This window comes from Pseudomonas sp. YL2 (assembly GCF_023063025.1).
GTDB classification, from domain to species: Bacteria; Pseudomonadota; Gammaproteobacteria; order Pseudomonadales; family Pseudomonadaceae; genus Aquipseudomonas; species Aquipseudomonas putida_A.
Genome location: NZ_JAJSLU010000010.1, coordinates 130,039 through 148,275, shown reverse-complemented (window position 1 = coordinate 148,275; position 18,237 = coordinate 130,039). Strand labels below are relative to the sequence as shown.

Sequence of the window (18,237 nt, the reverse complement as noted above, 5' to 3'; positions counted from 1 at the left end):
AAGCGCACAAATCCTGCGGTTCAATTTGAGCATGCATTGTCTTTTGTGACAAAGGCTTATGAGGTGTATTTGATGAACGCAGCGAAGCATTCACGCCTGATCATTCTCGGCTCCGGCCCTGCCGGTTACAGCGCCGCCGTGTACGCTGCCCGTGCCAACCTCAAACCGGTGGTGATCACCGGGCTGCAGGCCGGTGGTCAGCTCACCACCACCGTCGAAGTCGACAACTGGCCCGGCGACGTCGAAGGCCTGACCGGCCCGGTACTGATGGAGCGCATGCAAAAACACGCCGAGCGCTTTGCCACAGAGATCGTTTACGACCACATCCACACCGCCAAGTTGCAGCAGCGCCCGTTCGAACTCATTGGCGACAGCGGCACTTACACCTGCGACGCGTTGATCATCGCCACCGGCGCCTCGGCGCAGTATCTGGGTCTACCTTCGGAAGAAGCCTTCGCCGGCAAAGGGGTTTCGGCGTGCGCGACCTGTGACGGCTTCTTCTATCGCAATCAGGTGGTCGCCGTGGTGGGCGGCGGCAATACCGCTGTCGAGGAGGCGCTGTACCTGTCGAACATCGCCAAAGAGGTGCATTTGATCCATCGCCGCGACAAATTGCGCTCGGAGAAAATCCTTCAGGACAAACTGTTCGAAAAAGCCGCCAACGGCAACGTTCGCCTGCACTGGAACCAGAACCTGGACGAAGTGCTGGGCGATGCCAGCGGCGTGACCGGTGCGCGCCTGCGTGACAGCCACAGCGGGCAGACCCGCGAGCTGACACTGGCCGGCGTGTTCATCGCCATCGGCCACAAACCCAACACCGACCTGTTCCAGGGCCAATTGCCAATGCGCGACGGCTACCTGCTGGTCAAGGGCGGCAGCGACGGCGACGCCACCTCCACCGAGATCCCCGGCGTCTTCGCTGCCGGCGATGTGGCCGACCACGTCTACCGCCAGGCCGTGACCTCGGCCGGCGCCGGCTGCATGGCGGCACTGGACGCGGAGAAGTATCTGGACGACATTCCTGTCATTTAACGGCACACTTTATCGCGGGCCTCGCGCCCACACCGCCCTCCCCTTCTGCAAGCCTGGACGCCATGCTGACTTGGTTACAACGCAATTCCCTGACCTTCCCGCCCCTGGAAAAGGCCATGCGCGATCCCAATGGATTGCTGGCTGCCGGTGGCGATCTGTCCGCCGATCGGCTGGTGCAGGCTTACCGGCACGGCTGTTTTCCGTGGTTCTCCGAAGGCCAGCCGATCCTCTGGTGGTCACCGGATCCGCGCACCGTGCTGTTTCCCGACGAACTGCATGTCTCGCGCAGCCTCGGCAAATTGCTGCGCAAGCAACGCTACCAGGTGACCTTCGATCAGGATTTCGACGCCGTGATTCGTGCCTGCGCCGCCCCCAGGGATTACGCCGACGGCACCTGGATCACCGAAGCCATGCAGGACGCCTACCTCGAACTGCACCGCCGCGGCTTCGCCCACTCAGTAGAGGTCTGGGATCAGGGCCAACTGGTCGGCGGCCTGTATGGCCTGGCGATGGGTCAGCTGTTTTTCGGCGAATCGATGTTCAGCCGCGCCGACAATGCCTCGAAATATGGCTTTGCCACGCTGGTTCAGCATCTGAAAAACGCCGGATTTGTCCTGATTGACTGCCAGATGCCGACCGACCATCTGCACAGCCTCGGCGCCCGGGCGATCCCCCGCCACGAATTCGCCGACTATCTGGCTCGCCACCTGGATCAACCCAGTCGTGCCACTTGGGTTTGCTGAGCGACTTTTGCGCGCGTGGCTTACACTTAATTCACCAGCTTATCCCGAGGGTTGATCATGACCGAGTTGGCGCGCTTGAAGTTCTATGCCACTCAGCCTCATTCCTGCAGTTATCTGCCCGAGGAGCAGGCGACGACGCTGTTTCTCGACCCGAGTCAGCCCATGGATGTGCATGTCTACGCAGACCTGTCGGAAATGGGTTTTCGTCGCAGCGGCGATCATCTGTATCGGCCCCATTGCCAGAATTGCAATGCGTGCGTGCCTGCACGCATCCCGGTGGCGCAGTTCCTGCCCAACCGCCAGCAGAAACGCATTTTCAAACGCAATGCCGATCTGCAGGTACGCCCGGTAAAACCGCACTTCAGCGAAGAATATTTCGATCTGTACCAGCGCTATATCGAGCAGCGACACGCCGACGGCGATATGTACCCGCCGAGCCGGGACCAGTTCTCGACCTTTCTGGTGCGCGATCTGCCCTTCTCGCGCTTTTATGAATTTCGTCTCGACGGACGGTTACTCGCCGTCGCGGTGACCGATCTGCTGCCCAATGGCTTGTCAGCGGTCTATACCTTCTACGAACCTGACGAAGAGCGCCGCAGTCTGGGTCGTTTCGCAATCCTGTGGCAAATCACCGAAAGCCAGCGCCTGGGGCTAGAGGCGGTGTATCTCGGTTACTGGATCAAGAACTGCAAAAAGATGAACTACAAGACCCAGTATCGCCCCATTGAATTGCTGATTAATCAGCGCTGGGTGATTCTTAACTGATCGCAAGCCGTAAACCCCTTGGCTTAAACCCCCTTTTTCGGGCACAATGCACGCCGCTTTTGCCTGGCGCAGTTGCACCGGGCCATTCATTGGACACCGAGGGCTTTACTGCATGTCGAAAGAAGACAGCTTCGAAATGGAAGGCACTGTCGTCGACACCCTGCCCAACACCATGTTTCGTGTGGAGTTGGAAAATGGGCACGTCGTAACCGCGCATATTTCCGGCAAGATGCGCAAGAACTACATTCGTATTCTTACCGGTGACAAAGTGCGCGTCGAGCTGACGCCCTATGACTTGAGCAAAGGGCGCATTACTTACCGCGCTCGTTAATCAAGTCAATACAAGACGCCCGGCTTTGCCGGGCGTTTTTGTTTGTCTGCGATTTGGGTTTGGGTTTGGGTTTGGGTTTGGGTTTGGGTTTGGGTTTGGGTTTGTGAGCATATCCGTTGCTGCGGGGGTTGCTGATTACGGTTCCGCCCTTACGGCGGGTCACTTTTTCCAAACGCCGAAAAAGTAACCAAAAAGGCTTCCCCCGGCGTACGGCACTTCGCTGAGGCTCAGTGTTCCCTCGCTACGGTGCCCATCAGGGGGCATCGCCTCCGGTTTGCTTCGCTGCACCTCCTCTCGATGGATGCGGCTTCGCCGCATGGCGCTGCGCGCCTACCCCTGATGGACACCTTCGCTCGGCCTGCCGAAGGGGCTGAAGATCAAAAGCCACATCAAAAGCCAAAGCCAAAGCCAAAGCAGATCAAAAAATCACAGCCTTCGGCAGTTCCTGCATGGCACTGGATGCATTCAGTTAGAAATTGGTCGGCTGGTAGGCCGCCTTCGCGAGCAAGCCCGCTCCCACAGTGGATTGGGGTAGGCAGTTGGAGATTGGCAGACTGGTCGGCCGCCATCGCTGGCAGGCCAGCTCCCACAATTGGGCCGGGGGCATCAGCAAGAGATTGGTCGGCTGTCAGGCCGCCATCGCCAGCAGGCTGGCTCCTACAATTCAGAGAGCGTGCAACCCTGCGGCGAAGCCGCCCCACTCAACACGATGAGCGTTAGCTCGAGTACCGCTTTTGATTTTGATCTGAGGGCCCGTCGGCAGGCTGAGTGGAGGGATTTGTCCGGGGGTGGGAGCGCAGCGACCGTTTGGCGCAGCCAAACACAGCGAGAGGAGGTGCAGCGAAGCAAACCGTAGGCGCTGCCCCCCGGATGAATCCCGCAGCGAAGGAACCCGAGCCTAGGCGAGGGCCGAACGTCAGGGTAAAGCCTTTTTGGTTACTTTTTCGGCGTCTGGAAAAAGTGACCCGCCGTAAGGGCGGAACCCTAATCAGCAACACCCGCAGCAACGGATATACACACCAAAACCATAAGACAACAAAAAAGGCGCCCGAAGGCGCCTTTCGCTTTACAACAGACCAACAACCGTCAGGCCATCTCCGCCGTAGTCTCAAAGTCAAACGTCAACTCACCATCCTTGATGTCGATGTGCACCACACCGCCATGCTCGGCCAGCTCGCCAAACAGAATCTCCTCCGCCAGCGGACGCTTGATCTTGTCCTGGATCAGACGGGCCATCGGACGTGCGCCCATCGCCGAGTCATAACCACCGGCCGCCAGCCAACTGCGCGCCGCATCGGTAACCTCCAGCAACACACGCTTGTCTTCCAGCTGCGCCTGCAGTTCGGTAAGGAACTTGTCCACCACGCTTTTGATGACCTCATGGCTGAGGCGACCAAACTGGATAATGGTGTCCAGACGGTTACGGAACTCCGGCGTGAAGCTCTTCTTGATCACTTCCATCGCATCAGACGAGTGGTCCTGATGGGTGAAACCGATCGAAGCACGCGCCGCGGTTTCGGCACCGGCGTTGGTGGTCATGATCACGATCACATTGCGGAAATCCGCCTTGCGCCCGTTGTTGTCGGTGAGCGTGCCGTGGTCCATCACCTGCAGCAGCAGGTTGAAGACTTCCGGATGCGCCTTCTCGATTTCATCGAGCAGCAATACACAGTGCGGCTGCTTGGTGATCGCTTCGGTCAACAGACCGCCCTGATCAAAGCCGACATAGCCCGGAGGCGCACCGATCAGACGCGATACGGTGTGGCGCTCCATGTACTCGGACATGTCGAAGCGCACCAGTTCGATACCCAACGCCTTGGCCAGTTGCCGCGCGGCCTCGGTTTTACCGACACCGGTGGGACCGGCGAACAGGAACGAACCGACTGGCTTGTCAGGCGACTTAAGGCCGGCACGGGACAGTTTGATCGCGGTCGACAGCGAATCGATCGCCGCATCCTGACCAAACACCGTCAGCTTCAGGTCGCGCTCCAGGTTACGCAGCAGTTCCTTGTCGGAGCTGGTGACGTGTTTCGGCGGAATCCGCGCGATTTTCGCCACAATGTCTTCAACCTGCGGCACTTCGATGCGCTTGACGCGCATCTCGACCGGTTGCAGGCGCTGATAGGCACCTGCCTCGTCGATCACGTCGATGGCCTTGTCCGGCATATGCCGGTCATTGATGTAGCGCGATGCCAGCTCGGCAGCGGCGCGCAACGACTCATCGCTGTATTCGATGTTGTGGTGCTGTTCGAAACGCCCTTTCAGGCCGCGCAGGATACCGATGGTGTCTTCCACCGACGGTTCGACGACATCGACCTTCTGGAAGCGTCGTGCCAGCGCACGATCCTTCTCGAAGATGCCGCGAAATTCCTGGAACGTGGTCGAGCCGATGCAGCGAATGTCGCCAGACGACAGCAGCGGCTTGAGCAGGTTCGAGGCATCCATTACGCCACCGGACGCAGCGCCCGCACCGATGATGGTGTGGATCTCGTCGATGAACAGGATCGCCTGCGGACGTTTTTTCAGTTCATTGAGTAGCGCCTTGAAGCGCTTCTCGAAATCACCGCGATACTTGGTGCCTGCGAGCAGAGCGCCGAGGTCGAGCGAATAGACGACGCTGTTGGCCAGTAGATCCGGCACCTGGTTGTCGACAATCCGCTTGGCCAGGCCTTCGGCAATCGCGGTTTTACCCACGCCAGCCTCGCCGACCAGCAACGGATTGTTCTTGCGCCGGCGCGCGAGAATCTGCGCGACACGCTCGACTTCCATCTCGCGGCCGACCAGCGGGTCGATCCGGCCCTGGCGCGCGAGTTCGTTGAGATTGCTGGCATAAGCATCCAGCGGATTGCCTGAAGAAGAAGACTCACCGCCCTCGTCGTCCTGCATATCTTGTTCACCTTCAGAGTGATCGCCGTGCCCTGGCACTTTGGAAATGCCGTGGGCGATGTAATTGACGACATCAATGCGCGCAACGCTCTGCTGTTTCAGCAGGAATACGGCCTGACTCTCTTGCTCACTGAAGATTGCAACCAGCACGTTGGCGCCGGTTACTTCGCGTTTGCCCGAGCTCTGCACATGGAAGACAGCACGTTGCAGTACACGCTGGAAGCCCAGGGTTGGCTGGGTTTCGCGATCTTCGTCGTGGACGGGGATCAATGGCGTGGTGGAGTCGATGAACTCCTGCAGGTCGTGCTTGAGTTTGTCGAGGTTTGCGCCGCAGGCACGCAATACGGTGGCGGCAGCCTCATTGTCCAATAGGGCCAGCAGCAGGTGTTCGACGGTCATGAATTCATGACGCTTCGAACGAGCCTCCTTGAAGGCAAGATTGAGGGTGACTTCGAGCTCGCGGTTTAACATAGCTTCACCTCATACCCAAGTGGTCGGCGATTAACCGTCCTTCTCGATTTCACAGAGTAGCGGATGCTGGCTTTCCCTGGCGTACTGGTTGACCTGCATGGCCTTTGTCTCGGCGATGTCGCGGGTAAACACTCCACATACTGCCCGTCCTTCTGTGTGAACGGCCAGCATGACCTTGGTCGCCAGCTCGCGATTCAGGTTAAAAAACACCTCGAGCACTTCGACGACGAAATCCATCGGTGTGTAGTCATCGTTGAACAAAACCACCTTGTACATCGGCGGCGCCTGTAACGCAGGCTTTGCTTCCTGAACAGCAACGCCTGCCGAATCGTCGTCGTGCTCCTCTGGATGATCCTTTTGGAGAAGCGGGCGATCCTGATTGAATGTTAGTCGAATCTGGCTGATTGCATGCATGGAAAGAAAGGTTCGTCAGTTGTGCAAATACAGTGGTGGGGGCGGCTGTACACCTTTTCAACTCCGACTGCCCGGTCACCTTGACTATCGGGAAAACGGTGTTACAACCAATAGAGCCCACAGTGGGTAAAAAAGATCCGCGGAGTCAATCCTTTTAACGGATTAGATTGCGGATGTCCTGGATGATACTCCAGCGATGGAGTCTGTTGCAGAGGGATTTGAGCATGGCTGTCGGCAAGGTCAAGTGGTTCAACAATGCCAAGGGATTCGGCTTCATCAACACCGATGCCCGGGAAGGACGTGACGAGGACGGCAAAGTGGTCGATTTCTTTGCCCACTACTCGGCCATTGAGATGGACGGGTATAAAACTCTCAAGGCCGGGCAGATCGTCAGTTTCGACATCGTCCAAGGGCCCAAAGGCCTGCACGCGGTAAAGATCAAAGCGGCAACCGTGGCAGGCGAAACGGCTATGCATGCCCCTCATACAGAAACGGTATCAGGCTGACTCAACCGTCACCCGGTCATGAAAAAACCGCCCGAAGGCGGTTTTTTTGTACCTGCACGATTTACATGTGCTTGATGATCGCCTCACCGAAGCCCGATGAAGACACCAGCGTGGCGCCTTCCATCAGACGTTCGAAGTCATAGGTCACAGTCTTGGCCTTGATGGCGCCGTTCGTGCCCTTGATGATCAGGTCAGCTGCTTCGGTCCAGCCCAGATGACGCAACATCATCTCGGCCGACAGAATCACCGAGCCCGGGTTGACCTGGTCCTTGCCGGCGTACTTCGGCGCGGTACCGTGGGTCGCCTCGAACATGGCCACGGTGTCGGACAGGTTGGCGCCCGGCGCGATACCGATACCGCCCACTTCCGCCGCCAGGGCGTCGGAGAGGTAGTCACCGTTGAGGTTCAGGGTGGCGATTACGTCGTACTCGGCTGGACGCAGCAGGATCTGCTGAAGCATGGCGTCGGCGATGGCGTCCTTGACGATGACTTCACGGCCGGTTTTCGGGTTCTTGAATTTCATCCATGGACCGCCATCGAGCAGCTCGGCGCCGAATTCTTCCTTCGCCACCTCGTAACCCCAGTCCTTGAAGGCACCTTCGGTGAATTTCATGATGTTGCCCTTGTGCACGATGGTCAGCGACTTGCGGTCGTTGTCCACCACGTATTGCAGGGCCTTGCGCACCAGACGTTTGGTGCCTTCCTTGGAAACAGGCTTGATGCCGATCCCGCAATCCTGGTCGAAACGGATCTTGGTGACGCCCATTTCTTCTTTCAGAAACTTGATGACCTTGGTGGCCTCAGGGGAGCCGGCCTTCCATTCGATACCGGCATAAATGTCTTCGGAGTTCTCGCGGAAAATCACCATGTCGACGTCGCCAGGCTTTTTCACCGGGCTTGGCACACCTTCGAACCACACCACGGGACGCAGGCAGACATAAAGGTCGAGTTGCTGGCGCAGGGCGACATTGAGGGAGCGGATGCCACCACCGACCGGGGTGGTCAGCGGGCCCTTGATGGAGACCACGTAATCTTTAACGGCGTCCAGGGTTTCCTGGGGCAGCCAGGTGTCCTGGTCATAGACCTGAGTTGCTTTTTCGCCAGCGTAAACCTCCATCCAGGAAATCTTGCGCTTGCCCCCGTAGGCCTTGGCCACGGCAGCATCAACCACTTTGATCATCACCGGGCTGACGTCGACGCCAATGCCGTCACCTTCAATGAAGGGGATGATCGGGTTATCAGGAACATTGAGAGAATGGTCTGCATTGACGGTGATTTTGTCGCCGACGGCTGGAACCTGAATCTTCTTGTAACCCATGCTGAACTCCATTGTTTGGATTGAACATCTGGCTTGGTTCGAGCGTAACCCAGTTAAATCAACACGCAAACCCTCTGTTCACGGCGCGGCTACATCTGGTTTCGTACAAGCCTGAAAGCAAAGGGAAAAGCGCCGAACTCAAGCATTCGCAGCGACTCTACGCCCCACCCGCCCCTGCGACCTTTAGACCAATGGACGAGAATCGTTGCATATGAACCATCGGCAGATTGCCAGCTACCTATGTATAATGCCGCCCGCTGACCAAAGGGTCACGACGGCTGGCCTCTCTAGCACGAGACTTTCCGCCTGATTGGTCGGGTTGTTACCGCAGTCCGACTGCTTGACGCTCTACTGATGCACCCAACATCACCGCGAAGAATCTCGACATTCGGTTCATGGATGACTTTGAACGAACGCGCTTACCCGGCGCCCCTCGAGTTTCTGCGCACGCTTTAGCAAAGAAGAGAGAGTTAATCCGAATATGCCCACCCGCTCGAAGATCATCTATACCTTCACCGACGAAGCCCCAGCCCTCGCCACCTATTCCCTGCTGCCGATCATCGAGGCTTACACCGCCTCGGCCGATATCGCCGTGGAAACCCGCGATATCTCTCTTGCAGCACGCATCCTGGCCAGCTTCCCCGAGCAACTGGGCGACAAAGCCGTAGCCGACCACCTCGCCGAACTGGGCGACCTGGCCGTTACGCCTGAAGCCAACATCATCAAGCTGCCGAACATCAGTGCTTCGGTGCCTCAGCTGCAAGCGGCGATCAAAGAGCTGCAAGCCCAGGGTTACAACCTGCCGGACTACCCGGAAACCGTGACCAACGACGCCGAAAAAGAAGCCAAGGCGCGTTACGACAAGGTCAAGGGCAGCGCCGTGAACCCGGTTCTGCGTGAAGGCAACTCCGACCGCCGCGCTCCGCTGTCGGTAAAAAACTACGCTCGCAAGCACCCGCACAAAATGGGCGCCTGGGCCAAAGACTCCAAATCCCACGTCGCTCACATGAGCACCGGCGATTTCTACGGCAGCGAAAAAGCTGCCCTGATCGACGCCGCTGACGCTGTGAAAATCGAGCTGATCGCCAAAGACGGCACCGCCACCGTCCTGAAAGAAAAAACCAGCGTTCAGGCCGGCGAAATCCTCGACTGCGCCGTGATGAGCAAAAACGCCCTGCGCGCGTTCATCGCCGCTGAAATCGACAGCGCCAAGGCGCAAGGCGTACTGCTCTCGGTGCACCTGAAAGCGACCATGATGAAGGTCTCCGACCCGATCATGTTCGGCCAGATCGTTGCCGAGTTCTATAAAGACGCCCTGACCAAGCACGCTGACGTGCTGGCCCAGATCGGCTTCAACCTGAACAACGGCATCGGCGACCTGTACGCGCGCATCAAGGCCCTGCCGGCCGAGCAGCAAGCACAGATCGAAGCTGACATCGCAGCGGTCTACGCTGCTCGCCCATCCCTGGCGATGGTCAACTCCGACAAGGGCATCACCAACCTGCACGTGCCGAGCGACGTCATCGTCGACGCCTCGATGCCAGCGATGATCCGTGACTCCGGCAAAATGTGGGGTACCGACGGTCAGTTGCACGACACCAAGGCAGTGATCCCGGATCGTTGCTACGCAACCATCTACCAGGCCGTGATCGAAGATTGCAAAGCCAACGGCGCGTTCGATCCGACCACCATGGGCAGCGTGCCAAACGTTGGCCTGATGGCGAAGAAAGCCGAAGAGTACGGCTCGCACGACAAGACTTTCCAGATCAAGGCTGACGGCGTGGTTCGCGTCACCGACAGCAAGGGCAACCTGCTGATGGAACAGGCTGTTGAAGCCGGCGACATCTTCCGCATGTGCCAGACCAAAGACGCGCCGATTCAGGACTGGGTCAAACTGGCCGTCAACCGTGCTCGCGCCAGCAGCACCCCGGCGATCTTCTGGCTGGACCCGATGCGCGCCCACGACGGCGTGGTCATCGAGAAGGTTCAGGCGTACCTGAAGGATCACGACACCAGCGGTCTGGACATCCAGATCATGGCGCCAGTCGACGCCATGAAGTACACCCTGCAGCGCACCCGCGAAGGCAAGGACACCATTTCGGTGACCGGCAACGTCCTGCGCGACTACCTGACTGACCTGTTCCCGATCATGGAACTGGGCACCAGCGCCAAGATGCTGTCGATCGTGCCGCTGATGAACGGCGGTGGCCTGTTCGAAACCGGCGCCGGCGGTTCGGCGCCGAAGCACGTGCAGCAACTGGTCGAAGAGAACTTCCTGCGCTGGGATTCGCTGGGCGAATTCCTGGCTCTGGCAGCGTCCCTCGAGCATTTGGGTGTGAACTACAACAACCCGAAAGCGCTGGTTCTGTCGAAAACCCTGGATCAGGCCACCGGCCAGTTCCTCGACAACAACAAGTCGCCATCGCGCAAGGTCGGCAACATCGACAACCGCGGCAGCCACTTCTACCTGGCGCTGTACTGGGCTCAGGCCCTGGCCGCCCAGACCGAAGACGCTGCACTGCAAGCGCAGTTCGCGACCCTGGCCAAAACCCTGACCGAGAACGAGGCCACCATCGTTGCCGAGCTCAACGCCGTGCAGGGCAAGCCAGTGGACATCGGCGGTTACTACCACGCCGACGCCGAGCTGATCAGCAAGGCCATGCGCCCAAGCGCAACCTTCAACGCGGCGATTGCTGCGCTGGTTTAAGGTTGTAATGCTGCAAAGAAGCCCCGGCCCAGTGCCGGGGTTTCTGTTTCCGAATACAACACAAGCCCCTTGTAGGAGTGAGCCTGCTCGCGATAGCGGTATACCATTCAACGATTATGGTGGCTGACATTGCGCTATCGCGAGCAGGCTCACTCCTACAGGGATTAGGTTTCAATTCAATATTTGAGGACACCCTATGGAATGGCTCCCCCACATCACCGTTGCCACCATCGTCGAAGACAACGGCCGCTTCCTGATGGTCGAAGAGCACAAAGCCGGGCGTAATGTGCTCAACCAGCCGGCCGGTCATCTGGACCCGAACGAGACCCTGATCGACGCCGCCATCCGCGAAACCCTTGAGGAAACCGGCTGGGACGTCGAACCCACCGGGGTGATCGGCATTTATCTGTATACCGCGCCGAGCAACGGGGTGACGTATCAACGCGTGTGCTTCAGCGCCAAAGCAGTGAAACACCACCCCGACTATCAACTGGACGACGGCATCGTCGGCGCCAAGTGGTTGACCCGTAGCGAATTAATCGCTCAGCGCGACAACTGGCGCAGCGAGCTGATCATCCGCTGCATCGACGACTATCTGGCCGGTCATCACTTCAGTCTCGAACTGATCCGCCCTTCTCTTTAGCCTTGAGGCCGTGAGCCTGCTAGAATCGCGTCCTTTTTCAAGACACTCATTGAATCCCTATGCGTGATCCAGCCCCTTCTGACACATCCAAGAAGCGCGTCATTGTCGGCATGTCCGGCGGCGTGGACTCTTCCGTTTCCGCTCTCCTGCTGATCGAGCAGGGTTACGAGGTGGAAGGCCTGTTCATGAAGAACTGGGAAGAAGACGACGGAACGGAATACTGCACCGCCATGGACGACCTGGCGGATGCCCAGGCCGTGTGCGACAAGATCGGCATCAAGCTGCACACCGCCAACTTCGCCGCCGAGTACTGGGACAACGTGTTCGAGCACTTCCTCGCCGAATACAAGGCCGGTCGCACGCCGAATCCGGACATCCTGTGCAACCGCGAGATCAAGTTCAAGGCGTTCCTCGACTACGCCATGATGCTTGGCGCCGACCTGATCGCCACCGGCCACTACGTGCGCCGTCGCGACATCGATGGTCGTACCGAACTGCTCAAGGGCCTCGATCCGAACAAGGACCAGAGCTACTTCCTGCACGCTGTCGGCGGCGAACAGATCGCCAAGACCCTGTTCCCGGTCGGTGAACTGGAAAAGCCCGAAGTGCGCGCCATTGCCGAGAAATACGAGCTGGCGACCGCCAAGAAGAAGGATTCCACCGGGATCTGCTTCATCGGCGAGCGACGTTTCAGCGATTTCCTCAAGCAATACCTGCCGGCGCAACCGGGCGAAATCAAAACCACCGAAGGCGAAGTCATCGGCCGTCACCACGGCTTGATGTACCACACCATCGGTCAGCGTCAGGGCCTGGGCATTGGCGGCCTGAAAGACGCGGGCGACGAGCCGTGGTACGTGCTGCGCAAGGATCTGGACACCAACGAGCTGATCGTCGGCCAAGGCAACAACCATCCGTGGCTGTTCTCCAGCGCGCTGCTCGCTTCGGAAATCTACTGGGTCAATCCGATCGACCTGAGCCAGCCGCTGCGCCTGACCGCCAAAGTGCGTTATCGCCAGAGCGATCAGGCTTGCACCCTGGAAAAAACCGAAAACGGCTACCGCGCCGTGTTCGACGAACCGCAACGCGCGGTAACCCCGGGTCAGTCCGTGGTGTTCTATGACGGTGAAATCTGCCTCGGTGGCGGCGTGATCGAAGTTGCCGAGCCGTGGAGCGGCCAGGCATGAGCCCGACTCAGGAGCAACTGACGGCACTCGGCGGGGTGTTTCTCGCCGCGGTGCTGGTCGACCGCATCGCCAAGACCGGCCAGACCAGCGAGGCCGGCCTGAGCTGCATGCTCGGCAGCCTGCTGGTACGCGACCCGAAGGACACACTGGACGTGTACGGCGGCGACGACCTCAATCTGCGCGAGGGCTATCGGGCATTGATCGGCGCCCTCGAGCGCGACCCGAGCACCCTGCAACGCGAACCGCTGCGCTATGCCCTGTCGATGCTCGGTCTGGAACGACAACTGGCCAAACGTGACGACATGCTCGACACCATTGGCAAACGCCTGCCGCAGATCCAGTCGCAGGTCGAGCACTTCGGCCCGGCCCACGAAAACGTGATCGCCGCCTGTGGTGCGCTGTATCAGGACACTCTGAGCACCCTGCGCCAGCGGATTCAGGTGCATGGCGACATGCGCAACCTGCAGCAACCGAGCAACGCTTCGAAGATCCGCGCCCTGCTGCTGGCCGGCATCCGCTCGGCACGCCTGTGGCGGCAGCTCGGCGGCCACCGCTGGCAGTTGGTGATCAGTCGGCGCAAGCTGCTCAAAGAGCTGTATCCGTTGATGCGCAGCGAGTAAATCGTCGCGCAATAAAAGTTTTGTAGTCTGTAGCGCGTAATACGCCGGTCAGTTGGCAACGGACCGGCGGATTTTTTCATGTATGATACGCGCCCCATTTCGTTGCCCGACTGTCCGAGAACACCCCATGCAGCTCTCTTCGCTCACTGCGGTTTCCCCTGTTGACGGCCGCTACGCCGGCAAAACCCAGGCCCTGCGCCCGATTTTCAGCGAGTACGGCCTGATCCGTGCCCGCGTCCTGGTTGAAGTGCGCTGGCTCCAGCGCCTGGCCGCCCACGCCGGTATCCCGGAAGTGCCAGCCTTCTCCGCCGAGGCCAACGCCGTTCTCAATGAACTGGCTGAAAACTTCTCGCTGGAGCACGCTGAGCGCGTCAAAGAGATCGAGCGCACCACCAACCACGACGTCAAGGCGATCGAATACCTGCTCAAGGAGCAGGCGGCCAAGCTGCCGGAGCTGGCCAAGGTCAGCGAGTTCATCCACTTTGCCTGCACCAGTGAAGACATCAACAACCTGTCCCACGCCCTGATGCTGCGCGAAGGCCGTGACGACGTGATGCTGCCGCTGATGCGCCAGACTGCCAACGCGATCCGTGAACTGGCGATCCGCTTCGCCGACGTGCCGATGCTGTCGCGCACCCACGGTCAACCGGCCTCCCCGACTACTCTGGGTAAAGAGCTGGCGAACGTGGTTTACCGTCTCGAGCGTCAGATCGCTCAAGTCGCTGCCGTTCCGCTGCTGGGCAAGATCAACGGCGCCGTAGGCAACTACAACGCGCACCTGTCGGCCTACCCGCAGATCGACTGGGAAGCCAACGCCCGCGCCTTCATCGAAGACGAACTGGGCCTGGGCTTCAACCCGTACACCACGCAGATCGAACCGCATGACTACATCGCCGAGCTGTTCGACGCGATCGCGCGCTTCAACACCATCCTGATCGACTTCGACCGTGACATCTGGGGCTACATTTCCCTGGGTTATTTCAAACAGCGCACCATCGCTGGCGAAATCGGTTCGTCGACCATGCCGCACAAGGTCAACCCGATCGACTTCGAAAACTCCGAAGGCAACCTGGGCATCGCCAATGCACTGTTCCAGCACCTGGCGAGCAAACTGCCGATCTCCCGCTGGCAGCGCGACCTGACCGACTCCACCGTACTGCGCAACCTCGGTGTGGGCTTCGCTCACAGCGTGATCGCCTACGAAGCCAGCCTCAAAGGCATCAGCAAGCTTGAGCTGAACGCTGACAAGATCGCTGCCGATCTGGACGCTTGCTGGGAAGTATTGGCCGAGCCGATCCAGACCGTGATGCGCCGCTACAACATCGAAAACCCGTACGAAAAGCTCAAAGAACTGACCCGCGGCAAGGGCATCAGCCCGGAAGCGCTGCAGACTTTCATCGACGGCCTGGACATGCCAGCCGAAGCGAAAGCCGAGCTGAAACAGCTGACCCCGGCCAACTACATCGGTAACGCTGTAGCGCAAGCCAAACGCATCTGATTCACCGCTTGACCCGTTTGAGACGCCCGGCCGCGCCGGGCGTTTTTATTCCCGTCTGAAAAATGCTTTTTTTCAATAGGTTACACATGAATCCTGATACTCCTCTTCAACTTCTGGGCGGTCTCACGGCGCGCGAATTCATGCGCGATTACTGGCAGAAAAAGCCGCTGCTGATCCGTCAGGCCATCCCTGACTTCGAAAGCCCGATCGACGCCGACGAACTGGCCGGCCTGGCCCTGGAAGAAGAGGTCGAGTCGCGCCTGGTGATCGAGCACGGCGAGCGTCCGTGGGAGCTGCGTCGCGGCCCGTTCGCCGAAGACGAATTCAGCAAGCTGCCGGAAAAAGAGTGGACCCTGCTCGTTCAGGCCGTTGATCAATTCGTCCCGGAAGTCAGCGAGCTGCTGGAAAACTTCCGCTTCCTGCCGAGCTGGCGCGTCGATGACGTGATGATCAGCTTCGCCGCCCCGGGTGGCAGCGTTGGCCCGCACTTCGACAACTACGACGTGTTCCTGCTGCAAGGTCATGGCCAGCGCAACTGGAAGATCGGCCAGATGTGCGACTCCGAAAGTCCGCTGCTGCAACACGCGGATCTGCGCATCCTCGCCGAATTCCACGAGACCGAAGAATGGGTGCTGGAACCGGGCGACATGCTCTACCTGCCGCCGCGCCTGGCCCACTGCGGTGTCGCCGTGGACAACTGCATGACCTACTCGGTCGGCTTCCGCGCCCCGAGCGCCTCGGAAGTACTGACCCACTTCACCGACTTCCTCAGCCAGTTCCTGACTGACGAAGAACGCTACACCGACGCCGATGCGAAACCGGTCAGCGATGATCCGCATCAGATCCAGCACGATGCACTCGGTCGCCTGAAAAGCCTGCTCGCCGAGCACATGAGCGACGAGCGCCTGCTGCTGACCTGGTTCGGCCAGTACATGACCGAGCCGCGCTACCCGGAACTGGTGGTCGGCCCGGAAGACGTTGAAGAAGACGACTTCCTCAACGCCCTGCAAGACGGCGCCGTGCTGATCCGCAACCCGAGCGCGCGCCTGGCCTGGTCGGAAGTCGATGACGATCTGCTGCTGTTCGCCAGCGGCCAGAGCCGTTACCTGCCGGGCAAGCTGCGCGAGCTGCTGAAGATGATCTGCGCTGCCGATGCGCTGCATGTCGACAACCTCGGCGAGTGGCTCAACGACGAAGACGGTCGCGGCCTGCTGTGCGAACTGGTCAAACAAGGCAGCCTGGGATTTGCCGATGAATAAGATTCGCGTACGTGTCGCAGACTGGCAAAAGGACAACGCCGAGATCCGGCGCATTCGTGAAACGGTGTTCATCGCCGAACAATCGGTGCCACCCGAGCTTGAATGGGACGCCGATGACGCGACCGCCGTGCATTTTCTGGCGTTCGAAGGCGACTTTCCGATCGGCACCGCCCGCCTGCTGCCCGACGGGCACATTGGCCGGGTTTCGGTACTGAAGGACTGGCGCGGGATGAAGGTGGGCGACGCGCTGATGCAAGCGGTCATCGCCGAAGCCGAAGCCCGCGGCCTGCAGCAGCAGATGCTCAGCGCCCAGGTACAGGCCACGGCGTTCTATGAGCGCCTGGGCTTCAGTCTGGTCAGCGAGGAATTCCTTGAAGCGGGGATTCCGCACGTCGATATGGTTCGGCATTCGGCTTGACCAACAGAGATCCCATACCTGTGAAACCCTGTGGCGAGGGAGCTTGCTCCCGCTGGGGCGCGAAGCGGCCCTGAAAATTTGGGGTCTGCTGCGCAGCCCAGCGGGAGCAAGCTCCCTCGCCACAAAAAGCGGTATGTGAGCACCCTCAAAACGCCCCGCCATCTTCAGATGCCGGGGCGTTTTGCTGTCTACGATTCAACTTGCCCCACCCCGGGCCGACAAACTGGCAATATCAAGCCTTTCGAAAGCGGAGATAACGGACATGTCCCTACGCACCCTGCTCACCACCCTGCTGCTCGGTTGCAGTTTTTCGGTGATGGCAGCCACAGAAATCGTGCCCCTCAACTACCGCACCAGCGCCGACATGCTGCCGATGGCGCAAGACTTTATCGGCAAGGACGGTCAGGTCAGCGCCTATGGCAATCAACTGATCATCAAGGCCGAGCCGGACAAGATTCAGGAACTCAAGGCGCTGATTACCCAGCTCGATACTGCGCCCAAACGCCTGTTGATCACGGTTGATACCAATGAAAACAACGGTCGCGGCGATGAAGGCTACTCGGTCAACGGCGCGCAGCCGAATCAGACCCGCATTATCAGCCGCAGCACCGCCAGCCGTGACGGCGGCGTGCAGCAAGTACAGGCCACCGACGGCATGCCGGCGCTGATTCAGGTCGGCCAAAGTGTGCCGATCACCAGCAGCCAGACCAACTCCTACGGCGACTACAGTAGCCAGACCCAATACCGCAACGTCACTCAAGGCTTCTACGTCACCGCCAGCGTCACCGGCGACATCGTTCACCTGGCAATCAGTACCAACCGTGACCGCATGAGCCAGGAACGCGCCGATGTAGTGAACGTGCAAAGTACCGACACAACGGTCAGCGGACGCCTGGGCGAATGGATCACCCTCGCCGGCGTAAATCGCCAGACTCAGGCAGACAAACAGGGCCTGACCCGCAGCTACTCGACTCAAGGCCGGGATGACATGACTTTACGGGTCAAAGTCGACGCCCTGGACTAAAGCACCGAAAACTGACTGATTAGTCGTATTAGACGAAAGATGTAGTGCTTGAAAAAAAGCACTACAAAACGTTTGACGAGCCAAAAAAGCGAAGGCATGATGGCCTCGCTCCCGCTAATCAGAGGCCCTGGCAAGGGCCTTCGAAGCGACGTTCGCACCTACCCCGCGAACCGCTTCGTGTCTGTACCGCCCACAAGGTGTGTTTGACGAGGTTGCCGACTGGAACGAAGTTGTCCCGAGGGACGGAAGCGTAATTAGGTAACCCGGCTTCACGCTGTAGTCCGTATAAAGGCCCACGACGCCCGAATGCGCCCGCAGTCCGCCACTACCTGCTCACTTCCCCTCGAGCCCATCGTTCATCCCGTCGCCTCCCCCGCCGAATCCGACTTGACCACCTAAGCTTCTGGTCAGCGAGCGC

17 protein-coding genes are annotated in these 18,237 nt (G+C 59.4%); 14 read left to right on the top strand and 3 right to left on the bottom strand.

Annotation, left to right across the window (positions count from 1 at the left end; all coding sequences use genetic code 11):
- Window positions 1-72: 72 nt before the first annotated feature.
- The 4 genes from trxB (at window position 73) to infA (ending at window position 2,871) form a co-directional block, all read left to right on the top strand.
- Complete coding sequence (gene trxB, locus LVD08_RS16000) at window positions 73-1,032, top strand: thioredoxin-disulfide reductase (protein WP_247268616.1); 960 nt, start codon at window positions 73-75, stop codon at window positions 1,030-1,032.
- A gap of 62 nt (window positions 1,033-1,094) precedes the next feature.
- Window positions 1,095-1,775, top strand: a complete 681-nt coding sequence (gene aat / locus LVD08_RS15995; RefSeq protein ID WP_247268615.1) for a leucyl/phenylalanyl-tRNA--protein transferase — start codon at window positions 1,095-1,097, stop codon at window positions 1,773-1,775.
- A 57-nt stretch (window positions 1,776-1,832) separates the two neighbouring features.
- Entirely contained in the window at window positions 1,833-2,540 is a 708-nt protein-coding gene (locus tag LVD08_RS15990; RefSeq protein WP_027614671.1) for an arginyltransferase, read from the top strand.
- Between the two features lie 112 nt (window positions 2,541-2,652).
- Window positions 2,653-2,871 carry a translation initiation factor IF-1 gene (gene infA / locus LVD08_RS15985; RefSeq protein WP_002553999.1) on the top strand — a complete coding sequence of 73 codons (219 nt, stop codon included), beginning with the start codon at window positions 2,653-2,655 and terminating at the stop codon, window positions 2,869-2,871.
- Window positions 2,872-3,957: 1,086 nt separating this feature from the next.
- On the opposite strand, the gene clpA is transcribed toward infA, so the two are convergent.
- Both clpA and clpS read right to left on the bottom strand, forming a co-directional pair.
- Window positions 3,958-6,228, bottom strand: coding sequence for an ATP-dependent Clp protease ATP-binding subunit ClpA (gene clpA / locus LVD08_RS15980; protein WP_097088113.1), 2,271 nt, complete (start codon window positions 6,226-6,228; stop codon window positions 3,958-3,960).
- Window positions 6,229-6,258: 30 nt separating this feature from the next.
- Entirely contained in the window at window positions 6,259-6,642 is a 384-nt protein-coding gene (gene clpS / locus LVD08_RS15975) for an ATP-dependent Clp protease adapter ClpS (protein WP_027614670.1), read from the bottom strand.
- Between the two features lie 224 nt (window positions 6,643-6,866).
- Between clpS and LVD08_RS15970 the strand changes: the two genes are divergently transcribed.
- Window positions 6,867-7,148: a cold shock domain-containing protein gene (locus LVD08_RS15970; RefSeq protein ID WP_247268614.1), complete on the top strand. Its 282-nt coding sequence runs from the start codon at window positions 6,867-6,869 to the stop codon at window positions 7,146-7,148.
- Between the two features lie 61 nt (window positions 7,149-7,209).
- On the opposite strand, the gene icd is transcribed toward LVD08_RS15970, so the two are convergent.
- Window positions 7,210-8,466 carry an NADP-dependent isocitrate dehydrogenase gene (gene icd / locus LVD08_RS15965; RefSeq protein ID WP_003223831.1) on the bottom strand — a complete coding sequence of 419 codons (1,257 nt, stop codon included), beginning with the start codon at window positions 8,464-8,466 and terminating at the stop codon, window positions 7,210-7,212.
- Between the two features lie 481 nt (window positions 8,467-8,947).
- Between icd and LVD08_RS15960 the strand changes: the two genes are divergently transcribed.
- The 9 genes from LVD08_RS15960 (at window position 8,948) to LVD08_RS15925 (ending at window position 17,819) form a co-directional block, all read left to right on the top strand.
- Window positions 8,948-11,173 carry an NADP-dependent isocitrate dehydrogenase gene (locus tag LVD08_RS15960; protein WP_007964845.1) on the top strand — a complete coding sequence of 742 codons (2,226 nt, stop codon included), beginning with the start codon at window positions 8,948-8,950 and terminating at the stop codon, window positions 11,171-11,173.
- A 7-nt stretch (window positions 11,174-11,180) separates the two neighbouring features.
- Window positions 11,181-11,300: a hypothetical protein gene (locus LVD08_RS28280; protein ID WP_139054570.1), complete on the top strand. Its 120-nt coding sequence runs from the start codon at window positions 11,181-11,183 to the stop codon at window positions 11,298-11,300.
- A 69-nt stretch (window positions 11,301-11,369) separates the two neighbouring features.
- Window positions 11,370-11,816, top strand: coding sequence for an NUDIX hydrolase (locus LVD08_RS15955; RefSeq protein ID WP_007964846.1), 447 nt, complete (start codon window positions 11,370-11,372; stop codon window positions 11,814-11,816).
- Between the two features lie 59 nt (window positions 11,817-11,875).
- Window positions 11,876-13,000 carry a tRNA 2-thiouridine(34) synthase MnmA gene (gene mnmA, locus LVD08_RS15950; protein ID WP_027614667.1) on the top strand — a complete coding sequence of 375 codons (1,125 nt, stop codon included), beginning with the start codon at window positions 11,876-11,878 and terminating at the stop codon, window positions 12,998-13,000.
- On the top strand, window positions 12,997-13,620 hold the full coding sequence (hflD, locus tag LVD08_RS15945; protein WP_003223824.1) for a high frequency lysogenization protein HflD: 624 nt from the start codon (window positions 12,997-12,999) through the stop codon (window positions 13,618-13,620). Before mnmA ends, hflD begins: the two co-directional genes overlap by 4 nt.
- A gap of 127 nt (window positions 13,621-13,747) precedes the next feature.
- Window positions 13,748-15,118 carry an adenylosuccinate lyase gene (gene purB / locus LVD08_RS15940; protein WP_027614666.1) on the top strand — a complete coding sequence of 457 codons (1,371 nt, stop codon included), beginning with the start codon at window positions 13,748-13,750 and terminating at the stop codon, window positions 15,116-15,118.
- Window positions 15,119-15,204: 86 nt separating this feature from the next.
- Window positions 15,205-16,377: a ribosomal protein uL16 3-hydroxylase gene (locus tag LVD08_RS15935; RefSeq protein WP_003223820.1), complete on the top strand. Its 1,173-nt coding sequence runs from the start codon at window positions 15,205-15,207 to the stop codon at window positions 16,375-16,377.
- Window positions 16,370-16,795: a GNAT family N-acetyltransferase gene (locus LVD08_RS15930; protein ID WP_003223818.1), complete on the top strand. Its 426-nt coding sequence runs from the start codon at window positions 16,370-16,372 to the stop codon at window positions 16,793-16,795. The genes LVD08_RS15935 and LVD08_RS15930 overlap by 8 nt, the downstream gene beginning before the upstream one ends.
- A 262-nt stretch (window positions 16,796-17,057) precedes the next feature.
- The gene (locus LVD08_RS15925; RefSeq protein ID WP_247268613.1) at window positions 17,058-17,819 is read left to right on the top strand and encodes a secretin N-terminal domain-containing protein; all 762 of its coding nucleotides are present in this window, start codon (window positions 17,058-17,060) and stop codon (window positions 17,817-17,819) included.
- The last annotated feature ends 418 nt before the right edge of the window (window positions 17,820-18,237 follow it).